13 protein-coding genes are annotated in these 22,768 nt (G+C 74.3%); 3 read left to right on the plus strand and 10 right to left on the minus strand.

Translation table 11 applies throughout. From position 1 onward, the window contains the following. The first annotated feature begins 1,824 nt into the window (after nt 1-1,824). Together ACIP60_RS24755 and ACIP60_RS24760 are read left to right on the plus strand one after the other, a co-directional pair. Nucleotides 1,825-3,420, plus strand: coding sequence for a hypothetical protein (locus ACIP60_RS24755; protein ID WP_400687845.1), 1,596 nt, complete (start codon nt 1,825-1,827; stop codon nt 3,418-3,420). Nucleotides 3,421-3,732: 312 nt separating this feature from the next. Continuing rightward, complete coding sequence (locus tag ACIP60_RS24760; protein ID WP_400687847.1) at nt 3,733-4,170, plus strand: hypothetical protein; 438 nt, start codon at nt 3,733-3,735, stop codon at nt 4,168-4,170. A gap of 489 nt (nt 4,171-4,659) precedes the next feature. Here the strand turns inward: ACIP60_RS24760 and ACIP60_RS24765 are convergent, their stop codons facing one another. Both ACIP60_RS24765 and ACIP60_RS24770 read right to left on the minus strand, forming a co-directional pair. Then, nucleotides 4,660-5,076, minus strand: a complete 417-nt coding sequence (locus tag ACIP60_RS24765) for a hypothetical protein (RefSeq protein ID WP_400687849.1) — start codon at nt 5,074-5,076, stop codon at nt 4,660-4,662. Then, nucleotides 5,073-10,499 carry an SNF2-related protein gene (locus tag ACIP60_RS24770; protein WP_400687851.1) on the minus strand — a complete coding sequence of 1,809 codons (5,427 nt, stop codon included), beginning with the start codon at nt 10,497-10,499 and terminating at the stop codon, nt 5,073-5,075. Before ACIP60_RS24770 ends, ACIP60_RS24765 begins: the two co-directional genes overlap by 4 nt. A 953-nt stretch (nt 10,500-11,452) precedes the next feature. On the opposite strand from ACIP60_RS24770, the gene ACIP60_RS24775 reads away from it, so the two are divergent. After that, the gene (locus ACIP60_RS24775) at nt 11,453-13,357 is read left to right on the plus strand and encodes a hypothetical protein (protein ID WP_400687854.1); all 1,905 of its coding nucleotides are present in this window, start codon (nt 11,453-11,455) and stop codon (nt 13,355-13,357) included. 38 nt (nt 13,358-13,395) lie between these two features. Here the strand turns inward: ACIP60_RS24775 and ACIP60_RS24780 are convergent, their stop codons facing one another. The 8 genes from ACIP60_RS24780 to ACIP60_RS24815 form a co-directional block, all read right to left on the minus strand. Beyond that, the gene (locus ACIP60_RS24780) at nt 13,396-14,382 is read right to left on the minus strand and encodes a hypothetical protein (RefSeq protein ID WP_400687856.1); all 987 of its coding nucleotides are present in this window, start codon (nt 14,380-14,382) and stop codon (nt 13,396-13,398) included. 275 nt (nt 14,383-14,657) lie between these two features. After that, the gene (locus ACIP60_RS24785) at nt 14,658-15,155 is read right to left on the minus strand and encodes an NUDIX hydrolase (RefSeq protein WP_400687858.1); all 498 of its coding nucleotides are present in this window, start codon (nt 15,153-15,155) and stop codon (nt 14,658-14,660) included. Then, nucleotides 15,152-16,324, minus strand: coding sequence for a hypothetical protein (locus tag ACIP60_RS24790; protein ID WP_400687860.1), 1,173 nt, complete (start codon nt 16,322-16,324; stop codon nt 15,152-15,154). Before ACIP60_RS24790 ends, ACIP60_RS24785 begins: the two co-directional genes overlap by 4 nt. Before the next feature lie 64 nt (nt 16,325-16,388). After that, nucleotides 16,389-19,094: a Gfo/Idh/MocA family oxidoreductase gene (locus tag ACIP60_RS24795; RefSeq protein ID WP_400687862.1), complete on the minus strand. Its 2,706-nt coding sequence runs from the start codon at nt 19,092-19,094 to the stop codon at nt 16,389-16,391. 52 nt (nt 19,095-19,146) lie between these two features. Then, on the minus strand, nt 19,147-20,184 hold the full coding sequence (locus ACIP60_RS24800) for a phosphotransferase enzyme family protein (RefSeq protein ID WP_400687864.1): 1,038 nt from the start codon (nt 20,182-20,184) through the stop codon (nt 19,147-19,149). Between the two features lie 41 nt (nt 20,185-20,225). Beyond that, complete coding sequence (locus ACIP60_RS24805) at nt 20,226-21,029, minus strand: sugar phosphate isomerase/epimerase family protein (protein ID WP_400687866.1); 804 nt, start codon at nt 21,027-21,029, stop codon at nt 20,226-20,228. Continuing rightward, nucleotides 21,026-21,916 (minus strand): hypothetical protein, encoded by an 891-nt coding sequence (locus ACIP60_RS24810; protein WP_400687868.1) that lies wholly within the window; start codon nt 21,914-21,916, stop codon nt 21,026-21,028. Before ACIP60_RS24810 ends, ACIP60_RS24805 begins: the two co-directional genes overlap by 4 nt. Continuing rightward, on the minus strand, nt 21,916-22,767 hold the full coding sequence (locus ACIP60_RS24815; protein ID WP_400687870.1) for a hypothetical protein: 852 nt from the start codon (nt 22,765-22,767) through the stop codon (nt 21,916-21,918). Before ACIP60_RS24815 ends, ACIP60_RS24810 begins: the two co-directional genes overlap by 1 nt. Between the last annotated feature and the right edge of the window lies 1 nt (nt 22,768).

Here is a 22,768-nt window from a genome sequence, read left to right on the forward strand (position 1 = left end):
CAGGAAGCCTCTGTAGGCGGTACCCGGCTTCCGGGCGCAGCATCCCGGGTCCGGGGTAACCGGATCTGGTGACACCCGTGCCCGGATGCTTGCACTGCGACCACTGCCAGCGGCACAGTGTGCGGCAGGCCCGGCGGGGGCCCTTCTCCGAGCGCCGGCCGGCCCGCAGGCGCATGCCGGGAACAGAGCTGTCGTCCGCGTCCCGCCGCTCCACTCCTCTTCTCGCACCTCCACGGTGGCGCCCTGGCCGGTTGTCGCCCTCCCGCAGGCCGGCCGGAAGCGGCGACGGATCGGACCTGTCGCATGCCCACCCCTCCCTTCTCCCGCAGGGACGCCCGCCTCTACCGGCACTACACTGGCAACCCCCTGGCCTACCTCAAGAATCTCAGCGAGCGACGGCCGCTGCCGCTGTCCGCAGTCCCCGACGGGGCCAGGAGGTGCTGGAGCACCGGGTGCTGATGGGCCCCTGCGTGGCGGCGATCTGCTCACCGCTCACCCCCTGTCGATCGTCTGGACCCGAGCCCTGCCCGACCGCACCCTGGTACGCCTGGATTCCACCGGCACCGCCGCGGGCGCAGACTTCGACAGCGCCGCCCGGGTCGTGAAGGTCCTGCTGCCCTATGCCCGGCCGCGCGAGAGCCCCGACGAGACGGTTCACAACACCCCCGGCCTGCGCGCCGCTGTTGCCGCCAAGGGCCTGCACGTCACCTTGGTGGAGCATCCGCTCCGTCCACCCTGCAGCCGACCACCTGGCCGTCGAGGTCGAGGCTCTACCCGTCGTCGCCCGGTAGTGGACCGCCCTCCTACCTGCCCATTCCCTTCCCACGGCGGGCGGCCCGATTCCCGGGCTGCGGTACGAACTTCGCCGCGACGGCCTCCATCTCACGCGCACCGACTTCGACGGCAACCCAGGACGCGTCCTGGTCACCGGCCTTTCCGCCGGCGCGTGGCAGCAGGCTCTCGCCGCGCACCCCGGCCCGGCGGCCGCGCCGGACGTCTACTGGAGCGGGCCGGAGGTGAGGCGCTTCTTGGACGCGCCGCCCGGCGGCATCGGCTACTGGACGGGCAGCGGCCCGCTGCGGATGATCCCAGCCACCGCCGGACCCGCAGCCTCCTCCGCCCGGCTGCACCTGAACGCCGCCGACGAGTTCGGCCCCTGGAAGTGGGAACTCGAACTCAGCCACGACCCGGACCACGACACCCTGCTGGACCTGCTCACCGAGACCCACCTCGCCCTCGGCGCCGAGCTCATCGAGCGGACCTGCGCCTGCGCCTCGGGCGCGAGCGGCGACTGCACCATGCTGCTGGGCCGATTCGGCCACACGCTGCGGCTGCGCGACCCTCGTTCAGCAGGGTCGCCTCCCTCAGCGCCTTCGTCTCCGCGTTCGGCATCCACTGCCGATACGCCGCGTCGCCCGCCCGGACGGTGGCTAGCGATAGGGCCGTTACCGCGGCCGCCGCCGCGCCGATCGCCGCCCGCGCCCGGACTGAAAACCGCCCCAGCTCTCCACCGAGCCAGGATAGGGACCCGCCGCCGTAGCCGAGGGAGCGGCCGCCCGTCGGGTGCGGGAGCTGGCCAGGCGGCAGGCCGGGCACCCGCCCGCTGTCGGCGGCACGGCCGGGCGGCGGGCGGGTGCCCGGCGGAGTCCCACTGCGTACCCGTCGGCTACCGCATGAGGTCCCGGACCGGCTCCGCCCTCGCGAACCCGTCACTGCTTCGAGAACGCCGAGGTGGGCGGAGGCACAGAACAGGGTGCCGCAAGCGGGGGCAGCACCACTAGCCTGTCGTGCGAACGGCGGTTCGGGCTCGGGGAAGGCGCGGGGATGCAGGCGCTCTATGTGACGGATTTCGACGTATATGCGACGAGTGCGTCGTCGGACCCGTACGCGCTCTTGCTGGACCACTGCGCCAGATGGCTTGTACCCGGGGACGACCGTGCCCGCGGGAGCCAGTGGCTGCGCAAGTCGGGGGCCATGGAACTGCCGCCGCGCTTCGACGGCTCCGGGGCGAGGTCGGTGATGTGGGAGGTCGAGGGCGACGGCGTCCAGGATGCGGTGCGCATCGAGATGACCCAGCCGCTGAAGGACCAGCCTGCGGCCCGGTTCGTCACCAGGATCACCGTCTCCCGCGGCCCGCTGAAGGCCGGCCTGAGGGTGGCGATGGGCAGGGAGGTGCTGGACGGCTGGCTAACGGGTCCGGCGGAGGTGAAGAGGCTCGCCCAGCCTGGCCTGGTGGGAAGCGTCCTGCGGGATCCAGCGCTGGAGCTGACAGTGCTGGGGCAGAAGGCAGACGGACGGTACGAGCGGATCCAGGACGACGCGGCCGCGCGCGTGCTGGTGGACGCGCTCGCCGAGCGCACCCGACTGCCGATCGCGATCGTGTGGCCGCAGGCCGACCAGGGCTGGCAGGCCGCGTCCCGGCTGGCTGGACATCTCGCGGGCCTGGCCCAGGTCGTCACGGTCAACTCCCTCGTGGCCGGCATCGTCCGGCGCGGCGCGCCGGAGGTCGTCGTGCCCAGCGGTGGCGCGGCGCTGATCTGGCCGAGCTTGGCAGGAGCCCCGCTGTCCTGCTCGCGCGAGGAACTCGAGGAAGGCCGAGGCGAGAAGGTCCGAGCCCAGTGGGTGGAGTTGCTGGGCGACGTGTCCGTCACCGCCCGCGGAACCGATGCGGGTTGGGCCCGCGCTCGCCGGGCCACCCAGCAGGCCGCCGCGCTGCGGGCGGAGGCGGCTTTGATCCGCGCTCGACAAAGCGGGGACAAGCAGCAGGAGATCGAGGCCCTCGCCACCACCATCGAGGGGCTGCGCGAGGAAGTCGCGCTGTGGGTTGGCGAGTTCGAGCAGGTGGAGATCGAACGGGACAAGTACAAGGAGGAGGCAGCCGACGCCGCCCAGGCGCTCCAGGAGGCGCGTTACTGGCGCGAGATGTACGAGAAGGCCAGGTCATCGACGGTCGCCGAGGCCGACCCGTGGGAGCGGGTTCCCCCTCTCCGGGCGCGGGACGCCGCCGCGACCTACCGGGCGCTCGAGGCCGCGGCCGAACAGCGGGTCGTATTCACCGAGGCCGCAGCACGGACCTGGAAGAACTCCCATTACCCCTACCTGCAGGAGATGACCGACTACTTGGTGCGGTTGGCCCGAGCGGCGGTAGACCTCTACAGCGGGGAGCCCGGGCGCTCCCTGCCCCAACTGGACGACTGGTTCGCCGAAGAACACGGGCTCACTGTCGCCATGAGCGACCAGTACCTCAAGACCCGTCGGGCACTGCGCGAATTCAAGTTCGACGGCAAGACCCACGACAGCACCCCCCACGTGAAGGTGCGTGACGCGACCTCGCCCAACGAAGTCGGGCGGATCTACTTCGCGCTGGACGCGAGCGTTGGTCGGCTCATCATCGACCACGTCGGAGCCAAGAAGTACTGAAAGCGACCGTACCGCCGAATTGCCGGTGCCCGAGGACCGGCCGGTGGGCAGTCAGCTGCCCGATCCGCTGCTGCCGTCCGGTCTTCTCGGGGCCGTCCAGGCCACCCGCGACGACCGTGTCCGGGAGACAGGCACCGCCCGCAGCCTGGTCCGGCGCGAGTACGCCGGACCGGCGAGAGCACAGCGCCTGGACTCGTGCGGCTGTGGATTCGAGGCCGCCGGGCATGGGATTCGGCCACGGACAGGGTACCGACCGGCCCGGTGTCTGCGAACCCGCCTCCGTCGTGGAGTCTGCCTGCCATCCTGTCCCGCATGATGAACGGCAACGGCGCGGCGCCACCTCATGGCGGCGATGTGGTCCACCGGCTCCTCCTCACCCTTGTCGGCGCAGCCGCCTCGGCGGGCTACCTCTCCTGCGTGGCTGGGGCGGCCTGGTACGTGGGGCAGCGCTACGACGGCGGCAATCCTCTGTGGTGGCTGCTGCCGCCGGTGCTGGTCGCTGGGAACGTGGCCGCGGCCGCGAGGTTAGGGTCGAGCGCGTTCGCCGGCTGGGGTGTGCGGGTGCTGTTCGCCATGCTGGCGGCAGGGGTGTTCTTCCTCTACCTGCACGCGCATCGCGACGCTCTGGTGCAGCCGGCGCTCCAGTGGGTCGCGCCGCCCTGCGGGGCGTTCGCGGGCCTCTACGGCCTGCAGATCGGCAGGCTGGGCGCAGCTCGCCTGTTCTGGAGACGCACGGGCGGCAAGGGCTGAAGAGTGCCGCGAACCGGTGGCACGGCACCGCCGGTTCGCGGTCAGGGTGTCACCGCGCGCGGCCGGGTCCGGGGCGGTGTGAGGGCGGGTCAGACGCCAGACCTGTTCCTCTCGGCTCTCTGCGGGGCCAGCATTCGGCGGGGCGGCGTTCGTGCGGGACGGAGCCGAGGCGTGCCGCTGCCGCGCCGCTGGGGCGGTTGGCCGGGTCGTGGACGATCTCGACGTGGTCGACGCCGGGCAGGCGGAACGACTCCTGGGCCAGGGCGCACGCGGCCCGGGTCGCGATGACCGGAGGAGCGCCGATGCAGAAGTAGTGGGCCGCGCCGGGGTTTCGGGAGCCGGGCTCCGCAGCGGGCGAGCCCCTGGCCCGCCCCGCTCGATCGGGTGGGCTCCGGCCTTATGTGTTGTCCGGGCGGGCTGCCGCCGGCAGCAGCCCTCGGCACCGGCAGGGTTGTCGGGGCCGCCGGAGGCCGTGTAGGCCTTCGGCTCTCATCGGCCGGTGCGGGCAGGGTGTTCGGTGACGAGGGCGCGCCAGTCGCCGATGTCGATGCCGAGCCGGTGGGCGGGGTCGAGGGACACGCCAGGCCTGGTGGCGGTGATGTGGACGGCGTGGTCGAGGGGGGTTTCGGGGACCGGGGCGCCGGCGAGCAGGAGTCGGGCCCGGTCGGCCGCGGCGTCGACGATCTCCTGAAGGGCGGCCTGGGTCGGGAGTCCTGCGGGGGTCGGGGGCAGGTCCTGCGCGTCGAGCCGGGCTCCGGCGGCAACCTCACTGCTCTGCGCCGCGGTGTCGGGGCGGGTGTTCCAGCGTTGCAGGGCTGCGGTGAACGTCGTCCAGGACGCGGGTTCCTGTGGCGTGGGGGCCGCGGCCGGGCGCGGGCGGGGGACGGAGGCGGCCGGGACGGTCATACCAGGGCTCCCAGGGACACGAGTTCGTGGAGCTCGTCGTTGCTGAGCTGCGCGGGATCGAAGGAGGTCTGCGGGTCGAGCGCGTCGAGCAGCGCGCTCTTGCGGGTGAGGAGAGCTTCGATCTTCTCCTCGATGGTGCCCACGGTCTGCAGGGGGTGGATGTGCACGGTGCGGCGCTGCCCTGGTCGGTGGAGACGGTCGACGGCCTGGGCGGCGAGGGCGGGGTTGAAGGGGCGGTCGACGAGGATCGCGTGGCTGGCCTCGACCAGGTCCAGGCCGGTTCCGCCCGATCCGTAGGTCACGATCAGCAGGCGGTTGCGCCGCCGGCGAAACGCGCTCAAGGCGGCGTCGCGGGCGGATGCGGTCATCGAACCGACGTACAGCAGGGGGCGCAAGCCCCAGACGGCGGTGGCGTGGCGGCGCAGGAGCATCGCCATGGTGGCGAACTCGGTGAAGATGACCGCGGATTCGGGTCCGTCGTCGAGGATGGAGGGCACGAGGTCGTCCAGGGCGGCGAGTTTGCTGGACTGCCGGCTCTCACGGTCGGGATCGTAGCCCGCGAGGAGGGCCTCCAGGCGGCCGGAGTCGGCGGAGCCGATGCGCTGGTGCAGCGGGGAGTTGCAGATCTGCCGTAGTTGGGTGATCAGCCGCAGGACCGCGCCTTTGCGTTCCCGGGGCGCAGTGGAGCGGATCGCCTCCATCGCGATGCGGGTGGTGCGGGTGTACAGGCCGCTCTGGGCGTCGGTCAGGGCGAGTGTCCGCACGGTGGTGATCTTGTCGGGCAGGTCGAGTGCGACCGCCGGGTCGTCCTTGCGGCGGCGCAGCATCACGGCGCCGGTGACGCGGTTCAGGGCTGCTTGCTTATGCGGGTCGGGGGCGCGGTCGAGGGATCCGAAGGCGGTGGTGAACGTCTTCAGGTCGAACAGGTGCTGGTTGGAGAAGTTGAGGAGGGTGCCCAGGTCGCGCAGTCGGTTCTCCACGGGGGTGCCGGTCAGGGCGATTCGGGCGAGGGCCTGGATGGCGGCGATGGCCTTGGTGCGCTGGGTGGTGGCGTTCTTGATGAACTGCGCTTCATCGGCGACCAGCAGCGAGTACCTCTGTGCGGCCATGGCCGTTCGGTCTTCGAGCAGGGTGGCGTAGCTGGTGACGACGACCTCGTCGGCGCCCAGGTGTTCCAGGGTCCGGTCGCTGCCGTGGTAGGCGCGTACCGGCAGCGTGGGGGCGAACTCCTGCACCCGGCGGACCCAGGTGAGCACCATCGACGCCGGGGCGACCACCAGGGTCGGCAGGCCCTGCGAGAGACCGGTCTCCGCGCGGTGCAGGATCAGGGCGATCGTCTGGATGGTCTTGCCCAGCCCCATCTCGTCGCAGAGCAGGGCCCCGAAGTGGCGGGTGACGTTCGCCAGCCAGCTCAGGCCCACGGCCTGGTAGGGCCACAAGGTGCCCGCCAGGCCTTCGGGCTGCGGCACGGGGGTGTGGGCGGTGCCGGTCAGTACCGCGGCGAGGGTGGCGAGGTCGCCGTCGGCGACCAGGTCCGCGCTCTCGCCGTCATCGAGTTCGACCGTGCCGACGAGCACCGCCGACAGGGCCTCGCCCGCCGGCACGCCGCCGCGGACCCGTCCGCCGCGGGCGCGCTCTGCGGTGGCCTGGTCGACCAGCACCCACCGGTTGCGCAGCCACATCAGCGTTCCGGCCGCCTCGGCGATGCGCTCGCACTCCTGCGCGCTCAGCGCGCTGCCGTCCAGGCGCACCTGCCAGCGGTAGTCCACCAACTGCTCCAGCGACAAGCCGCCGCCCGCGGGCGTGGAGGCCACCACCGTCGGGCGCAGCCGCTGCGCCCACTGCTCGGGCCACAGCACCTCCACCCCGGCCCGACGCAGGACCCGTCCCAGGTGCCCGAGCAGCAGCGCCGCCTGCCCCGGTTCGACACGCACCCGATCCTGGTCCTCGGCGCCCGCGAGGACGGGCCACAGCCGTGCGGCCTTGCGCAACGCCCGAAGGGCCCGCAGCACCGCCGGGTGCTCCGCGCCCAGGCGCTCGCGCAGATCCGGCAACGCCACCAGGGCCTTATCCCGGCCGGACGGGCGCAGCCGGACGGTGACCTGCAGGGAGGAGGCGGTGGCCTGGCGGCGCGAAGGCGGCATCACCTGCAGCACCAAGTCGGGGGCCGGCGTGGTGTCGGCGATCTCCTCGACCTCGTCCAGCCATCGCGCCACCGCGCCGCTCACCGGCTGGGCGGTGCGGGCGGTCAGCGGGCTGGCGCCCCACACCGCGGCGGCACCGGGGCCGCGCACCAGGGCGTCGGCGAGTTCGCCCAACACCAGGGCGGCCGCCGCCGGGGCCGTTGGCATCGCCTCGCGCCGGCCGGGCAGGACCTGGCTATGTGCCCAGGGCGGCAACGCGGTGGTGAGCTGCTCGAATCGGGCGTGCTGCTCGTCGCCGAGCGTGCCGAGCCTCCACAGCGCGCGGCCGTCCGCCCGAAGACCAGGCCGCACCTGGCCCTGGGCCACGGTCTGGCATCCGAAGCGCAGCACGGCACGCCACGCGGTGGCGGAGATGTCCCAGCCCTCGTCCGGTTCGGCGGCCAGCAGGTGCCGCGCGGCGTCGGCCACCGCCACCGCCGGGCCCGGCACGGCCAGAGCTCCGCGCTCCGACCACACCCGCCATGCGCCGTCCTCACCGCCACGTTTGGCCTTGCGCGCGGTGCCGGGATCGACCGTCACGAAGCCGGCCTCGCTGCCGTCGTCCGTTCCTACCGCGCACAGGCGCGCCCCGGTGCGGACCGCCGCCAGCAGTACCTCACCGGTGCCCGGCTCTTGAAGGGGAGGCGGCTGCTGCCGGGGCAGCCAGTGCGGCTGGGGCAGCCCGCACTCCGCCGCCCAGGCATCCGTGGGCGATGCGAGGTGACAGCGCGCCGCCGCCAGCAGATTTGCGGCCGCGGTGGTCCGGTCCGGGCCGGCCGCCCACAGATCCCGGTCACCGCAGGCCGCGGACACCACGACGGCCTCCGCGCCGCCGGGGCCGTCCGCGAACACGGGCACGGTGAGGACTCCCTGCTCGTGCAGGGCCGCCAGGGCCTGATGCGGCTCCTGCTCAAGAGCCGCAGCCGGCAACGTGGTGGCGATCTCCTGCGCCAGCAGCCAGTTGGCCGCCAGGTCGGCGAAGGCCTCCTTCTCGGAGACGGTCGCAACCCGCACGCTCCGCTCCGCGATCCGGCATGACAGCTCCACCCGCCGAGAGCGGCTGCTCGTCTTCTCCAGACGCCGCTCGCGGTCGTTCAGCCACGGCTCGTCGAAGAACGCGCCCAGCCGCTCACGAGCGTGCTGCGCGGACCAGTCCAACAGCCCGAATCCGCCCTCCCCCGTCAGGGCGCCGAGCAGGCGCCGGGCGGCCTGCTCGACGGCGTCCTCCTCCGAATGCCCCACGGCCCGCACGCCCACCGGCCCCCGGGTGGAGCCGGCGGCCAACTCCACAACGACCCCGCCGTCCCCGCCAGCCGTCTCCACCGTCTTCGTGAAACCGGGCAGCACTCCCGCCTTCACCAGTTCCGCCACACACGGCCACGCCTGCTGCGGGGCCAGCATGTGCCACACCTGGAGCGAAGCGGAGGCCGTCGTGCACTCCGGCAGGCCCGCCTCGCGCCGGGCGACGACCGCAGCCGCGCACAGGGCAGCGTCCTCGGTCAGTTGCACGGGCCCCTCGACCACCAGGTCTTCGCCGCCGGCCGCCCCGGCCCACCGGATCCTTCCCACCCATAAGGTCTGGCCGTCGGCGGTTGCGACCTGCCGCGCGGTACCGTCGACACCGCTTTCGTCCGACGCGAGCTCCGCCCGCGTGCAAGTCCACTCCCCGGCCCACCGCTCGGCGGGATGGTGCTGCGGGCGACCGGTCCATTTCACGATGTGGGCGTGCAGTTCTTCGTCGCTGGGAGGTGCATTGCCCGCCTCCTCGGCGGCCTTGAACAGATGGTCGGCCTCGGCTGCGATCTGTTTTACCAGGGCGAGTTGCCGATCGTTGTGCTCCTTCTCGGTCTTGGCATCGTCCACCTCCTGCTGGAGTCGGAGGACTTCCCGGTCCATCGCGGCGATCTTCTTTCCGAGCCGACCGCCCGTACGCCGGCTGGAGCCCCGGAGCCCCGAGGCGGCGGCGACACGGACAGCCGGTTCGATGGCCCAGTCCACCAGTCCCGTCGCCTCCGACCAACCCGCCCAGTGCGGCATCGCGCTGCGCGGATCGTCCTTCCCCAGTTCCTCCAGCAGCGTCAGCGCCGCACGGTGGAGGGCAGATCGGGCACTGTCCCCCACCGCCACCGCGCCGACCACGCCCTGCCCGCTCCCGCGAAGCGCCAACTGGCAGACCTCGAGCCCCGGTCCCAGGCGGGCACTGCGGCGCACCAGCGGCATCCCGACGACCCAGGCCACGTCCTCCAGCGCCGTCCACGCCGCCCCCAGATCGGCCCGCAACACCTTCCACACCAGCGCGAGCGACCGCGGCAGCGCCAGGGAGCAGCACGCCACCACCAGCAGATCCACCGGCCTCGGCTTCTCCAGTGACGCCAGCACCCGCGCGTCGAGCCGAGACAGGTCCGTGTGCAGCCCGGCCTCTGCCCCGGTCGCCAGGAGACGGGACATCCCCGAGGTACGGACCCACGGAAGCACGTCATCGGCCACGACCGCCGCCAGCAGACCCTGGCGCCAACTGCCCGGCTCCACCCGTGAGGCCCACGGATCATCAGCCGCACCGTCCCCTGCCGGCAGGAGTGGCGCGTCCGCGATCGGGACGACCCGCGCCGGTCCCTCTCCGGCGGCGACGTGCATCTGAGCGGCAATGTCGGGCGCGAACGCATCCCGCAGGGCAGGCAGGATGTCCTGCGGGAACAGCAGGACCAAGTCCCCGGAAGCGTCCAGGTCGTTGAACACCGCGCGGTCCTCGGCCAGGTACACGGTGTCGGCCGGCAACTCGTCCGTGGCCTGCACCACGACCGTGCGCCCGGTGGCGGTGGCGCCGACAGCACTCAGCGCCTTCCTCGCCACGGCTGTGCAGCGCCCGGGAGCGAACAGGGAGACGAGACTCGCATCGGAGTGCCGGGCGACCGCGATCAGCAGCCGATCGTCGCGAAGGCGGACCGTCAGATGATGATCCGGGGCGTCGTCCACGCCCGTGTGCGAGGCGACCTCGACGCTCTTCCAGGGGCCCCGCAGGCGGGTCTCGCCGCGGATACTGGCCGCCGCGGCGAACGCACTGCTCCCGAGGAACTCCACTTCCGCTGCCGCCACGGTGGCGTCCGACGAGTGCTGGCACACCAAGCACAGGAACGGCCCCTTGCGGGGGTCCCCGTCCCACAACTCCCGGTCGCCGGTTTCGCGGTAGCTGCGGCCGCAGCCTGAACAACGCAGGTCGGAGAGGAAGGACTGGGACAGCATGGTGACCATCTTGCCGAACTGGCGGGCGACAGACCGGACTTTCCCGGAAAAGCGAAACCGACTCCACCAAGGACGGTGCGGTGCGCAGGGAAGACAAGTGCGAGCTACTGCGCAGGTTAGCCCCGTCCGGCCGGGTCACCCCCGGCAGCGCCGCTCGCCAGACCTTCACCCGGTTGAGCCGAGCACGCGATGGACAACGGATGCGGCGTGTTGCGGAACTCGGTCCGGTGCAAGGGTTCGCCCGCGCCCCGGTGCCGCGCCACCCGGCCCAGGTCCGATCTGAGGCGCCTCGACAGCGCCCCGTTTCACTGGCTTCGGCTGTCCGGGCAGTTCCGGTCGGCGGTACACGATGGTCAGGGCCGGCGGTCACGGCAGCCTGAGCCGGAACCGAAGTCTCGACCGGCCCCGGGACAGCGGTGATCGACAGGGCGGGGCCGGGGCGGCGACCCCGGCGAGCACGTCCCGCTCCCGTGCCGGGCCAAGCCCGGATACCCGGCGTCCACTAGCTGGCTTCGGGTGCCGTCCGTGATTCGGCCGCCTCGCCCTTGGCCACCAGCACCGCGCCGGTCTTCCCTCGCGGGCGTCGGCCAGCGCCGCCCAGTGGGCCGCCTCGCCCCGCACTGGGCGGGCCGGGAGGCCGGGGACGGCAGGAACTGACGGGCTCCGCCGGTGCGGGGTTCCAGCGGGCAGGAGTCACCACCCGAACGAGTGAACTCCGGCGTCCCGGACTTGTCCCGACGTGCTGTGGTCAGTGAAGATCTCCTCCGGGCTTCGGCAGGAGTCCGTTTCTCCGGGTGCCGGCCGGCCTTGCAGGCACCGAAGGAGTCGAAGCCGCCCGACCGCAGCCTGCCGCAGCACCCCTCTTTCCTTTCGCGTGTCCGCGGTGATCTCTTGCCCCGTCCGTCGCGCACCCCTTGGCCGGCCGGGAGGCGCGACCGATCGGATGAGCACCCGTGACCCCCGAACACCGTCGCGCCCTCGAAGCGAAGACCTTCCGCCGCTACACCGGCGTGCCCAGCGGCGCCCGCATCCCCGACCCCCGCCCCGAACTGCTGCACGCCGCCCACCCGGGCCAGGAACTCCTCGAACACCAGGTGTTCCTCCACCTACGCGGCAACGGCGGCCTGTCCACCGGCCACCTCCTGGGCATCGCCTGGACCCTGCCGCTGCCCGACCGGACCGTGGTGCGCCTGGACCCCGTCGCCCTGGACACCCGCGATCACCGCTACAGCAACACCTTCCTCGCCCTCCAGCGGCTCCTGCCCTACCAAGGCCCCGAGGGCCCGACCACCCACCACTTCCCCGGTGTTCCGGGCCTGCGGGTGCGCGACATCGACAACGCCGGCCTGCACCTCACCCTCACCCACCACCCCAACTCCCACCTCGTCCTCACAGGCCCCAGCCCCAAGGGCTGGCACACCCGCCTGGCCCAGCACGAGGCCGACCTCGCCGACAGCGGCTGCCAGCCCCTGTGGAGTAGGACCGACCTCGCCCCGGCCGAAATCCACTGGCAGCAGCACTACCCGGTGCGCCCCTGGACCTGGGTGGGCTCCGGCCTGCTGCGTCGGGTGGGCCTGCTCACCGCCGCCACCAACGCCCACACCGCCCACTTCCAAGACCGCAGCGACGAGGTGTGCATCTCGCTGGAGCACCTGCACCCCGCCCTGCCCGCCCACGACCGCCACGGCGGCCGCACCACGGACCGCCTTGTCGAACACCTCCTGGACACCGGCTGGGGGATGCCGGTCCGTGTCGAGACGCAGCACTGCGACTGCCGGCACACCCGCCCCGACCGCCCCCACACCCACGACGACACCTACGACCGCCACTGCCGCACGATCCTGGCCCACCGCGACGGCCGTCCCGGCCGCATCCAACTGCGCTTCCTGTCCACCGAGGCCCGCGCCCCCTTCCCCGCCGGACTCAGCCTCGCCGAGGCCCGCGACGAACTCGCCGGCGCCGGCGCCCCCGCCAAGTGGATCCGCCGGATCCTGCCCGACCCGGCCGCCCCCACCAGGCCCCTGCCGTCCCTGCCCGCCCGCCGCGCCGCCTGCACCGGCGAGAGCCTCGCCGAGGCCATCGCCGCGATCACCAAGAACCGCTGCCACGCCTTCCCCGACTACACCTTCCCGCAGATGCGCCTGGAGAGCGACATCGCCGAGGCCCTCGACAACCTGCGGGACCGCACCCGCAACCCCTTCGGCATCCGCGCACTGCGCCCCGCGCCCGACCACCTCGTCGTCCGCCTCGACCACGGCGTCACGCCCGCCCGCCACTGGGCCAGGCTCCTGTTCCGCGTCCCCGGCCTGCGCCAGCAGATCCACCCCGACGGCGTCCACCTACTGCGCGAGACCGATGAAGGCACCGCCCGCATCGTCCTGGCCGGGATGGACGCCACCCTGTGGGGGCTCACCCTGGCCGGCGGCCCGCGCCCCGCGCAGAGCCCGCAGTGGAGCGCTGCCGAAACCGCCCGCTACCAGGCCGCCACCGACCCCGCCAAGGAGCACCATGTCGGCAGCGCCCTGCTGCGGATGGCCGGCGCTCTTCGCGGGACAGCCCAGAAGACCTCGGCCCGGCTGAGCTCCGGACCCTACACCGACAACCGCGGCCGACGGCACTGGCAGTGGCAGCTCGACCTGACGGGGGCACCGGACCACGACGTCCTGCTGGACTACCTCACCGACACCTCGCTCGCCCTCGGATTCGAACTGCGCGAACACGCCTGCCGGCCAGGGAAATCGGAGGGCGAACGCTGCACGATGACCCTGCACGACGGCATCGGCCAGATCCTCGTCGTCCGCGACCACCACAACCCCGACGACGATCCCGCGCCCGCGGGCGCAGCCGGGCGGCCGTGAACCGCACCGTCCACCGACCAGGCGGGCCCGCCCGGCGCCTACCGCTTCGTCCCACGCCGGGCCGACAGGGCGGGCACCAGGTCGGCGAAGCCCGGTGCCAGCTCGGTGACGACGGACAGAGGCGGCCGGTCTTCGACGTGGCGGCCAAAGACCACGAGGCCGGGCAGTCCGTCTCCCAAGCCCTCCGTCCGGCCGTCGGCGAGGACCCGCCGCGGCGGGGCCGTGTCGGCGGGGTCGTACACGCTGACCAGTAGCCCGTCGCGGCCGTCCTCGAACCAGGTGAGCCGCCGCCCACCCGTCCCCTCCACCGTCCGGAACGGCGAGTAGGACGTCCTCGCCTCGGCCCGAGGGTCGACCCGCGGCCGCCCGGCCGCCGCCTGCGCCCCGGTGAGATCGGTGACCGAGCCGTCCGCGGCCAACCGCAGCACCCGGTCGGGGACGCGCAGTTCATCGGGTGTCCTCGGGCGCGCCGTCCACAACCAGAGCTCGGAGCCGGCCTCGGCTACGAGCAGGCCGTAGCGCGCCGGAAGTTCGGGCGCCGCGGGCACCTGGAACATGTGCACCTCGGCGCGCCCGCCCAGGCCGCGGCGGTCGACGAACCGGCGGGCGAGGTCGTGCATCCAGCTCTCGGCCACCGCGGCGTTCGGCAGATCGATCAGCTGCCGGGCCTCCACCTCGCGCCATCCCTGCTGCTGTTCGGCGGACAGCCAGGCCTCGGTGTTCCACAGGCCGAAGAGGCGGGGGCCGGGCTGCGCCCGGTGCCGGCACAGCGGGCAGGGGGCCGGGTGGATCTCGACCTCGCGCCGGGAGCCGGGGTCGATCAGGCCGAACACCCCACGCAGGTCGTGGTGGAGGCCCTTGAGCAGCAGTTGCGTCAGGATGTTTTCCTGTGGGCTGCCGGGGAGGAGTTGGATGGTGCCCCAGGGCTCGTCGGTGCTCCTGCGGGCGCGGATCTCGGTGACCGTGATCCGCATCGGGCAGTCGGCGGTCGTGGGCTGGCGGTCGTCGGCGGTACTGGTGGTCACGGCGGTTCTCTCCAGGCAGGGGCGGCCCGCGCATGGCGGGGCCGTCGGCAGGGGTCAGTTTCGCCCCTCTCGGGGCGTCACTTCCGTCCGGTGCTGCACGTGTTGGAATCCTCGGCCCCGCTCGGTGCCGCCACCGCGGGGCTGGGCCCGCTCGGCTCAGCGTAGCGCCCGGGGCGGACGCTCCGGGGCCCGATGGTGCCGCCCGGTCAGGGCCTGTGCCGCCCCGCCGCAGCCCGCCGCCCGGGACCAGGGCTCGGCGTGCCGGGCGGGGCTGGTCATCTCCAGGCGTAGGTCCGGTCGTCCATGGCCGGCAGCCGCACGGCCCGGGCGGGGACGGTGCCGGCGGCGAGGGCAGTGAGCGCTGGTGCGACGGCCGAGTACAGGTGCAGCCGGGCGGCCTGGCGCAGGGGGATCCACCTGGTGCGGGTGGTGTCGTCGGCGTCCTGCTCGCGGTCGGCGCGGGCGGCATCGGGCAGGTGCAGGAGGTGGATGAGATGCCGGCGGCGCAGCAGGTCGCCGCCGGGCCGGGTGGTGGCTTGGTCCTGGATCCAGCGCAGCACCGGCGCGTTGGGGAGGGCGGTGGCGTCGAGAAGTAGCTCCTCGGCGAGTTCGCGGGCCAGGGCGCTCCAGGTGCTCTCTGCGAGTTCGGTCAGGCCGCCGGGCAGCGTGTGCTGGTCGAGGCCACCCGGGCGGCGGCGGTGGATCAGCAGCACCTGGCCGTGGTGGAGCAGGAGAACGCCGACGCGGATCCGGACGGACGGGGTGCCGTTCACCGGCTGGCCTCGGGTGCGGCCGTGATGGCGTGGTCGCTGGCGAGGGTGGCCAGGAGGCGGGTGTTGGCGTCATGGCTGTGGCCGAGGTCGACGGCGCGGGCGGGCAGGGCGGCGAGGTAGGCGAGGACGGCTTCGCGGTACTCGGCGTGCCGGTGGGCGCCGGGGAGGGTGAGGCCGAGCAGGTCGGGGTAGCGCTCGGGGCCGTCGGAGACCGCGAACGGGGAGTGGGTGATGCGGGCGTCGCAGCCGGTGTCGGCGCGGGCGGTGGCGCCGGGGGTGATGCGGGGCAGGAGCACCGCGGTAGCGACCGCTTCAGTGGCGGGGGTGAGACCGAACCAGCGGGTGAGCTGGTCGGGCCAGATGTGGGCCTTGCGCTCGCGGCCGACGGGGGTGTGCGGCGGCGCGGCGCCTTCGGTCAGCAGGGCGGCGGTGACGTCAGGGTGCTGGGTGGGGTGGGGGTGCTCGCCGCCGCTCAGGCGGGCGCGGGCGATGCTGCTCCAGCCGAGTGCGTGCAGCAGGCCAAGTCCGATGGTGGCCGCGGACGGCCACGGCAGCAGGTCGAGCCGGCCGCCGGGGGTAGGGCGGGCGAAGGCGCAGTCGGTGGCGAGGAGGCGGGCGCCGGGGAAGCTGGCGAGGGTTAGAGCGGTGGTGGTCTTGCCCGCGCCGGAGTCGCCGAGGGCGAGCAGGGCGGTGCCGTCGTCGAGGACGGCGGCGGCGGCGTGCAGCAGGACCCAGCCGTCGTCGAGGAGTTGGGCGCGCATCAGCTCGCGGGTGAAGCGGGTGGTGGCAGTGGCCAGACGGCTCGGCCGCCCGGGCGGCGCGGGGGCGGGCGGGGTTTCGGCGGTGATGGCCAGATGCCCCTCGGCGGGGGTGTAGCGGTAGCGCAGGTGCGGGACGGCGGTGGTGCGGGCGTCGACGGTGCCGTCGCAGTGGCGGGTGTAGCCGATGGCCTCGCGGGCGTAGTGCGTCTGGTGCTCGAAGGCGGCCGGTGCCGGGCCGGGCGGGCCGGCGGGGTGGGCGGTGGCGGTGACGGCCGGGCCTTCGGCGTGTCGGCCGGGGGTGGTGGGCCAGGCGGTGGCGAAGTAGCAGCCAGCCCAGTCGGTGACGGAGGCGGTGTCGGAGCGCACGGTGACGTGGTGGCGGCCGGCGCGGACGGTGAGGGTGTGCACGGCGGTCCTTCCGATCGGGCCCCGGTCCTCGGATACCGCGAGCCGGCGCCCGGGGCGGGGCGGGCTACGCGTCGGCGGCGCGCTGCTGGGCCGGGTGCGGGGAGCGCCGACGCAGGGCGTCGGCGAGGTGAGCGATGCGGCGCAGCGGGGCGAGGTCGGGCGGGGACAGCGGGGTGTCGGCGAGCAGGGCGCGGACGGCGTGCCGGACGGAGGTGTCCAGGGGCGAGTCGTGGAGGACCTGGTCGTGCAGGAGCTCGCCGCGGCGGGTGGCGGTGAGGCGGTGGTGGTTGCGCTCCAGCTGCCAGTGGCCGGGGGCGGTGACGGGGTCGAGGTGGAGGGTGAAGCGGGTGGCTCCGGCGTGGACGGTGATGTGCCGGTGGCGGTCGTCGACGGGCCGAAGGCCCTGCCGCCAGGGCCCGCCGACTACGGGCGGAACACCGTGGTCAGCGGGTGCGGGGCCGAGGATGGAGGAGGTCAGGGTGAGGCGCAGTGGCGCGCCGCCGGGCCCGTGGAGGGTGGTGCGTTCGGTGAGGGCGGCGACGAACAACTGCTCGTGCCAGGTGGGGGTGAGGTCGGCGCGGGCAGGGTCGGTGGCGAGGTAGGCGTTCCAGGCGGTGGGCGGCAGGATGCCGCGCACGACGGCCATTTGGTGCAGCCACTCGTAGCCCAGGACGCCGTAGGTGCGGTCGACGAACCGGCCTGCGGCGGCGTCGGGTCCGCGGTCCTTGGTGAAGGCGACGTCGACGGCGTCGATCGGCGTGCCGGGTTCGAGGCGCGCGATGAGGTCGGCGAACGCGGCCACGGCCGCCGAGTGCCGGTACTGGTCGTTGACGATCACGCGGGCGGCGGGGTGGCGGGCCAGCAGGTCGGTGAACTCCTGGATCTCGTGGCCCTGGCAGGCGGGTTTCTCCAGCAGGATCCGCGCGGCGGGGTTGCGGGCCAGGACAGCGGCCAGGACGGGGAGGTGGTCGGCGGTGGGGCAGCAGATCGACCACACGTCGATGCCGGCGGCGACCCGGGCGGGCAGGTCGGCCACCTGGCGGTGGAAGGTTCCCGGTGCGGCGGGCAGGTCCTGGTGCTTGGGGTCGATGACTGCGATCGTCGCGCCGAGACCGGTGAGGAGGGCGGCGTGCAGGCGTCCGGCCACGCCGTAGCCCACGACGGCCGCCCGGCCGAGCACGGCGGCCGCCGGCGCGTCTGGAGCCGGTGCGGGGATGGCTGGGGGCGGGGGTGCGGGGGCGAGGTGCAGGTCGTAGTAGGCGTCCAGCAGGCCGGCGGCCGCGATCGCCTCGTCGGCGGGGGCGGTGTGCAGGCCGGGCGGGAAACGGGAGGGGTCCGCGCACAGCGCGGCGGCGGCGATCAGGGTGCCGGCGCGGTAGGCGTCGTAGCCCTCGTTGGGGATGGAGTCGGCCTCGAACAGGTTCATCGAGCGGCCGTCGCCGAGAAGGCTCGCGCCGCGGCCGCCGGGCAGGGGCAGGTGCAGCCCAATGCCGGGGATCTCCTGCGCGACCCGGCCGCGGGGGCCTTCGGTGAGCAGGGAGAAGTCCCGGGTGGCGAACGGCGCGAGGAGCACTCCGTCGGGCAGCAGCGCCAGGTCGTCCTCGGCCAGGGCGGCTTCGCCGGTGGTGCCGGCCACCAGGAAGGGTGGGTCGGTGGCCAGCACCTGGCGGGCGCTGCGGTGGGTGGCGAAGCCGGCTTCGGCGGCCTGGATCAGCGCGAGGATGTCGGTGTCGACGACGGTCACGCGGCAGCCGAGGGCGCGCAGCGCCGGGGCGAGGCGGGAGCCGAGGGTGCCGTAGCCGAGCAGCAGGACGGGGCGGCCGCGGAACTTGCGGTCGGGAACCAGGTCACGCAGGCGCCGCAGGCAGGAGTCGGCGATCTCCGGGTAGCCCAGGTGTGTCTTCACCAGGGAGCGGGCCAGGTTCAGCACGGGGATGGCGAGCGGCCCGGCGGCGGTGATGCGCTTGATGCCGCTCACCGTCAGCTCCAGCGCCGCGTCCGCCCGCCGCCTGGCGTCGGTGCGGCCGTAGCCGCGGGCCAGCAGGCCACCGTCGTCGACGACCAGGACCCGGAGCCCGGCGGCGTGGGCGCGCTCCATAAAGTCGTCGACCAGCGTGGCGGCGCGCTCCAGGTCGGCGGCGTGCGAGGCGGGGGCATTGATCGCGGTGTTGTCCAGGATCCCGGTGGTGTAGCCGCGGGCGAGGAAGGTGGCGCGGACGCGGTCGCGGCCCCGGGTGCGGTCGCCCTTGTCGAGCGCGAGGATCCAGCGGGCGGGGATGCCGGCGCGCTCCATCGCCAGCACGAACCCCACGGAGTGTTCGAGGAAGTGGTCGCGGAAGACCAGCGCCCACCCGTCGAAGGCCAGGTTCGGGGCGCTGTAGTGCTCCAGCAGCGGCATGGAGGCGCGGATGCCTTCCAGCTCGACGGCCGCGTACGGCAGGGTGAGCGCGCACAGGCACTGGTGCAGCTCACCGGGCAGCTCGGCGCTGGCGTCGGGTGCCGGGTCGATCAGTACCTCGACCGCCGGGGGTGCCGGGCGCTGGAAGCCGAGGGTGCGCGGCGCCTGCGCGGGCAGGGACCGCCAGCGCACTGCGGCCAGTACCGCCCTCGAGCCGGGGTCTGTGAGGAGCAGCGCGCCGTCGCCGTGCGGGGTGCAGGTGAGGCGGTGGCGCTCGGCGAGCGCGCGGACGGCGGCGCGTATCGCGACCGGGTCGGCGGGGCCGCGCACCGCGGTCCACGACGCGCCGGGCAGGGGGTGTGCGGTGATCACGGCTCCCGTGGGTCGGCCCGCCCCGGGCCGGAGTCCGGGGCGGGGAGGCGGGTCAGTGGGCGGCGGCCTCCTTCTCCAGGGCGGCCTCCACCTCCTCCAATCCGTTCAGCAGGCGCTGCGCGGCCTCGTGCCGCAGCAGCCAGAACGCGTCCAGGTCGCCCTGCAGCAGCCCCGGCCGGACATAGTGCTGCTTCACGCCGTACAGGCTGGTCACTAGCTGCAGCAGCGCCGCCCGGGCGCACGCGCGCACGTCCGCGGCCGGCAGGTGGGGGTTGGCCTCCAGGTAGGCGCCGACCAGTCGGGTCCCGGAAGTGATCCAGTCCTCGTGCAGCGCCACCGCCCTCGGGTCGAACGCGATCCGGCCCAGCTCGTAGGCGACCACGAACGGCGCGGGCGGCAGGAAGTCGAGGACGGCCGCCAGCCGGCCACCGTCGAACAGGAGGTTGACCGCGGAGTAGTCGCCGTGCAGGACCTGCGTCGTCAGCTCCGGCAGGCCCGCGATCAGCTCCGGCACCCGGTGCAGCACCTCGCGGCGCTCCCAGAGCGTCCGCGCCGCCTGCTCGTCGAAGTCGTCGCGCTCGCCCTTGCCGGCGATGGCGGCCAGGAGCCTGTCCACGTCCGCGCCGAGCTTGGCCAGGTCCGGATTCAGCCACTTGTCGAGCTTGGCGGACGGCGCGGCCGACAGCGGGTGGTCGGCGAAGGCCCGGTGGATGGTGCCCAGCGCGCGGCCGGCGGCGTGCTGCTGCGCCGCATCCAGGCCCTCTTCGACGGTTTGGCCCTCGACCCACTCCCACACCGAGACGGCCGTTCCGGTGTGCCCGGTGATGCTCGTGCCGTCCCGGGCGGGGCGCAGGGCGGCCACGGGCACGCCGTGCTCGCCCGCGCGGCGGCTCTGAGCGATCGCGGCCCGCTCGCCGGCCAGGTCGGCGCCGTCCTGGTAGTGCTTGACGAACAGGACCGTGCCGTCTGGCAGTTGGGCGCGGTAGTTGACGGTCACCTGTCCGATCGGCAGGCGCTCCAGGTCGGCAGCGGGAAGGCCGTAGGCACCGTCCAGGGCGGCGACAACGGCGGTGTCGGGGGTGGCGGGCATCGCGCTCCTTCCTGACTACGTTTCGTGAGGAAGTGCACACTCTAAGGTCTTCCGGTCGAGCGGTGGGCCCGATCCCAGAAGTCGACGGCCTGCTGATGGAGCGTCAGGAAGCGTGCGGGGGTACGGGGCTGCCCGGTCCACTCCAGCGCGACCTCCACCGTCCGCCCCCCGGCGGCCAGCGCGGCCGCCGCCTCGGCAACCACCCGCCGTCCCGGGGAGCCGTCCAGGCCGCTGCCGTCGTCCGACAGGTGCACCACCCGCACCCACTCCATCACCCGCTCCAACCGGCCGCCCGCGCCTGCTCCGGCCGCATCCACGGCTGCGCCGAGCTGCAGCGTGTCGGCCAGCAGCCGCAGGTGCGGCGTCCGCCCCAGCAGGCCCTCCAACGCGGCCAGCCGGCCAGGGTCGAGCCAGCCGGGGTGGTGCAGCTCGGCCAGCAGCGGCACCGCGAACTCCGGCACCTCCGCCGCCGCGAAGCCGCCCGCACCGGGCGGGCGGCGGGCCAGCAGCCGCACCCAGGACGCCCCCAGCTCGCCCGCCGCCTCCGCGAGCACCGCCACCTCGCCCGTCGCCCGCCGTCGCACCGCCGTATCGGGCGAGAGCAGGTCGGCCAGATCGGTGTCCGCCGTCACCCCCGTCACCACCACACCCGCCGCCTGGGCGCAGGCCCGCCACGCCCGCAGCGTCGTGACCTCCCGGCGGGCCAGGTCCGCGCCGCGCGGCCCACCGCGCAGGTGCACCACCGCAAGCCCCTGCCGGGCGCACCACGCCAGCAGCTCCGGCATCGGCAGGCCGGGCACCGAGATGCTGTACACGCCGATGCCGCCCGGCGCCGTACCGCTCACTGCGGCCGCCAGTCGAGGATCAGCACCGGCTCCGCCGGCCGCGACGGCGCACCCAGCAGCCCGTACAGCTCCACCGCCCGCTCCCCGGGCACGATCCTGCACCAGGCGGCCGGCAGCGCCCCGTCCACCCGCTCGGACAGGTACGCCGCCGCGACCCGGTAGGCGTCCTGGTAGGCGGCCGCATCGCGGTTGGCGAGCTCGTGCATCCCCACCACCGTCCACCCCGCCCGGTGCACCTGCGCCGCGCCCAGCTCCGTGTTCTCCTCGGGGGTGCCCAGCAGGCCCAGCACCCCGCCCGGTGCGACCAGCGCCGCCGCCCGCACCACGTCGCCGGCCGCGTCCAGGACCAGCCGAGCGGGGCGCGCCTGGCCGGGCGCGACGACCTCCACCCCCGGCACCGTGCCGATCGGGGCGTGCCGGCGCTCCGTCGCCACCCGTACCCCGCGAGCGCCCCGGCGCGCCAGCTCCAGCGCGCACCCGAGCGCGACGGGCCCCGAGCCGACGACCACCGCCCCGTCCAGGCCGGTGCCCGGCAGCCGGTCCAGGCCGAGCAGGGCCATCATCTGAAACCTCGCCAGCGCCGCCTCCCGCAGCCCCGTGCCGGGCGGGGCGTGCACCGCGCCGGGGTGCCCGGGGTGGAACGCTGCGCCGTGCGGCACCGGCGCCAGCACCCACGCGCCGCGGGTGCGGCCCAGCGCCATGTAGCCGGCCTCCCGGTTCGGCCCGGCCAGGTGGCGGCGCTCGGTGCCGGGGCTCAGCACGCTGAACTCGCACTCCACCGCACCCTCCAGGGCTGTCGCCGGGGCGGGCAGCAGGCGGGCGTGGCCCGCGCCGACGCGCACCCGGGCCCCGATGTGGGTCCGCGGGTCGGGCATCCGAGCGGTCATCAGCTACTCCCGGTCGAAGAGGCGGTGGACTGGTTGATCGCTTCGATCCGGGCCGCCATCTCCTGGGGCGGCCCGAACGCGGTGTGCAGCGGCACTCGGGAGGCCAGGGTCCGCACCAACGCCAGGCGCCGGGCCGCCAGGCGGGCGTCCTCCAACGTGCGCAGGACCCGGTCGTCGCCGTCCAGCAGCCGATCCAGCAGGTGCCCGCTGGCGCGCCACCACACGGTGGCGGCGGTGTGCGGGTCCACCAGGCCCCCTTCGGCGGCCGGGCCGCTGTCCACGTCCACCAGCACCGCCGCCACGACCGGCGCAGGCGCGCCACCGTCGGAACTGGCCAGGGTCTCGGCGAGGTCGAGCCGCTCCGGCCCGGCCGGCAGCCCACGGTCCGGGAACCAGCGCCGGACCGGCGACCGGCGCACCACGAACGCGAACGTCCCGCCCAGCACCACCGCCCGCTCCCCGGGCCCGGCGGGGACGTGCAGGACCGTCACGTCTCCGGCCAGCACCCGCCATCCGTGCGCGGCCAGCGCCAGCGCAGTCAGCGACTTGCCCGCACCGTGCCCGCCCAGCAGCAGCACCGCCCCGCCGCCGGGGTGCCGCACCGCCACCGCGTGCACGCACAGCGCGCCGTGGGCCAGGTGCAGCAGGTGCAGGTGCGCGTTCACCCACCGCCGCACGTCGCCCTCCCCGAAGGCGCCCGGCACCACCACGACCGGACCCCGCCCCGGCGGGACGGGGACGACGGTCCCGGGGGCGACACCGGGCAGGTACGGCGCTATCCGCGCCCACCCCTCCGCCGGCACCCCCGGTGCCCGCACCTCCAGCGCCCGGCCGGCACTGGCAACCCGCACC

Origin of the sequence: Kitasatospora sp. NPDC088783 (assembly GCF_044750705.1) — a bacterium.
Taxonomy (GTDB): Bacteria; Actinomycetota; Actinomycetes; order Streptomycetales; family Streptomycetaceae; genus Kitasatospora; species Kitasatospora fiedleri.

Bases quoted from the DNA above. Each gene is read 5' to 3' on its own strand.
- ACIP60_RS24755 (WP_400687845.1), top strand. From the start codon at position 1,825: ATGCAGGCGCTCTATGTGACGGATTTCGACGTATATGCGACGAGTGCG.
- ACIP60_RS24760 (WP_400687847.1), top strand. From the start codon at position 3,733: ATGATGAACGGCAACGGCGCGGCGCCACCTCATGGCGGCGATGTGGTC.
- ACIP60_RS24765 (WP_400687849.1), bottom strand. From the start codon at position 5,076: ATGACCGTCCCGGCCGCCTCCGTCCCCCGCCCGCGCCCGGCCGCGGCC.
- ACIP60_RS24770 (WP_400687851.1), bottom strand. From the start codon at position 10,499: ATGCTGTCCCAGTCCTTCCTCTCCGACCTGCGTTGTTCAGGCTGCGGC.
- ACIP60_RS24800 (WP_400687864.1), bottom strand. From the start codon at position 20,184: ATGCCCGCCACCCCCGACACCGCCGTTGTCGCCGCCCTGGACGGTGCC.
- ACIP60_RS24810 (WP_400687868.1), bottom strand. From the start codon at position 21,916: ATGACCGCTCGGATGCCCGACCCGCGGACCCACATCGGGGCCCGGGTG.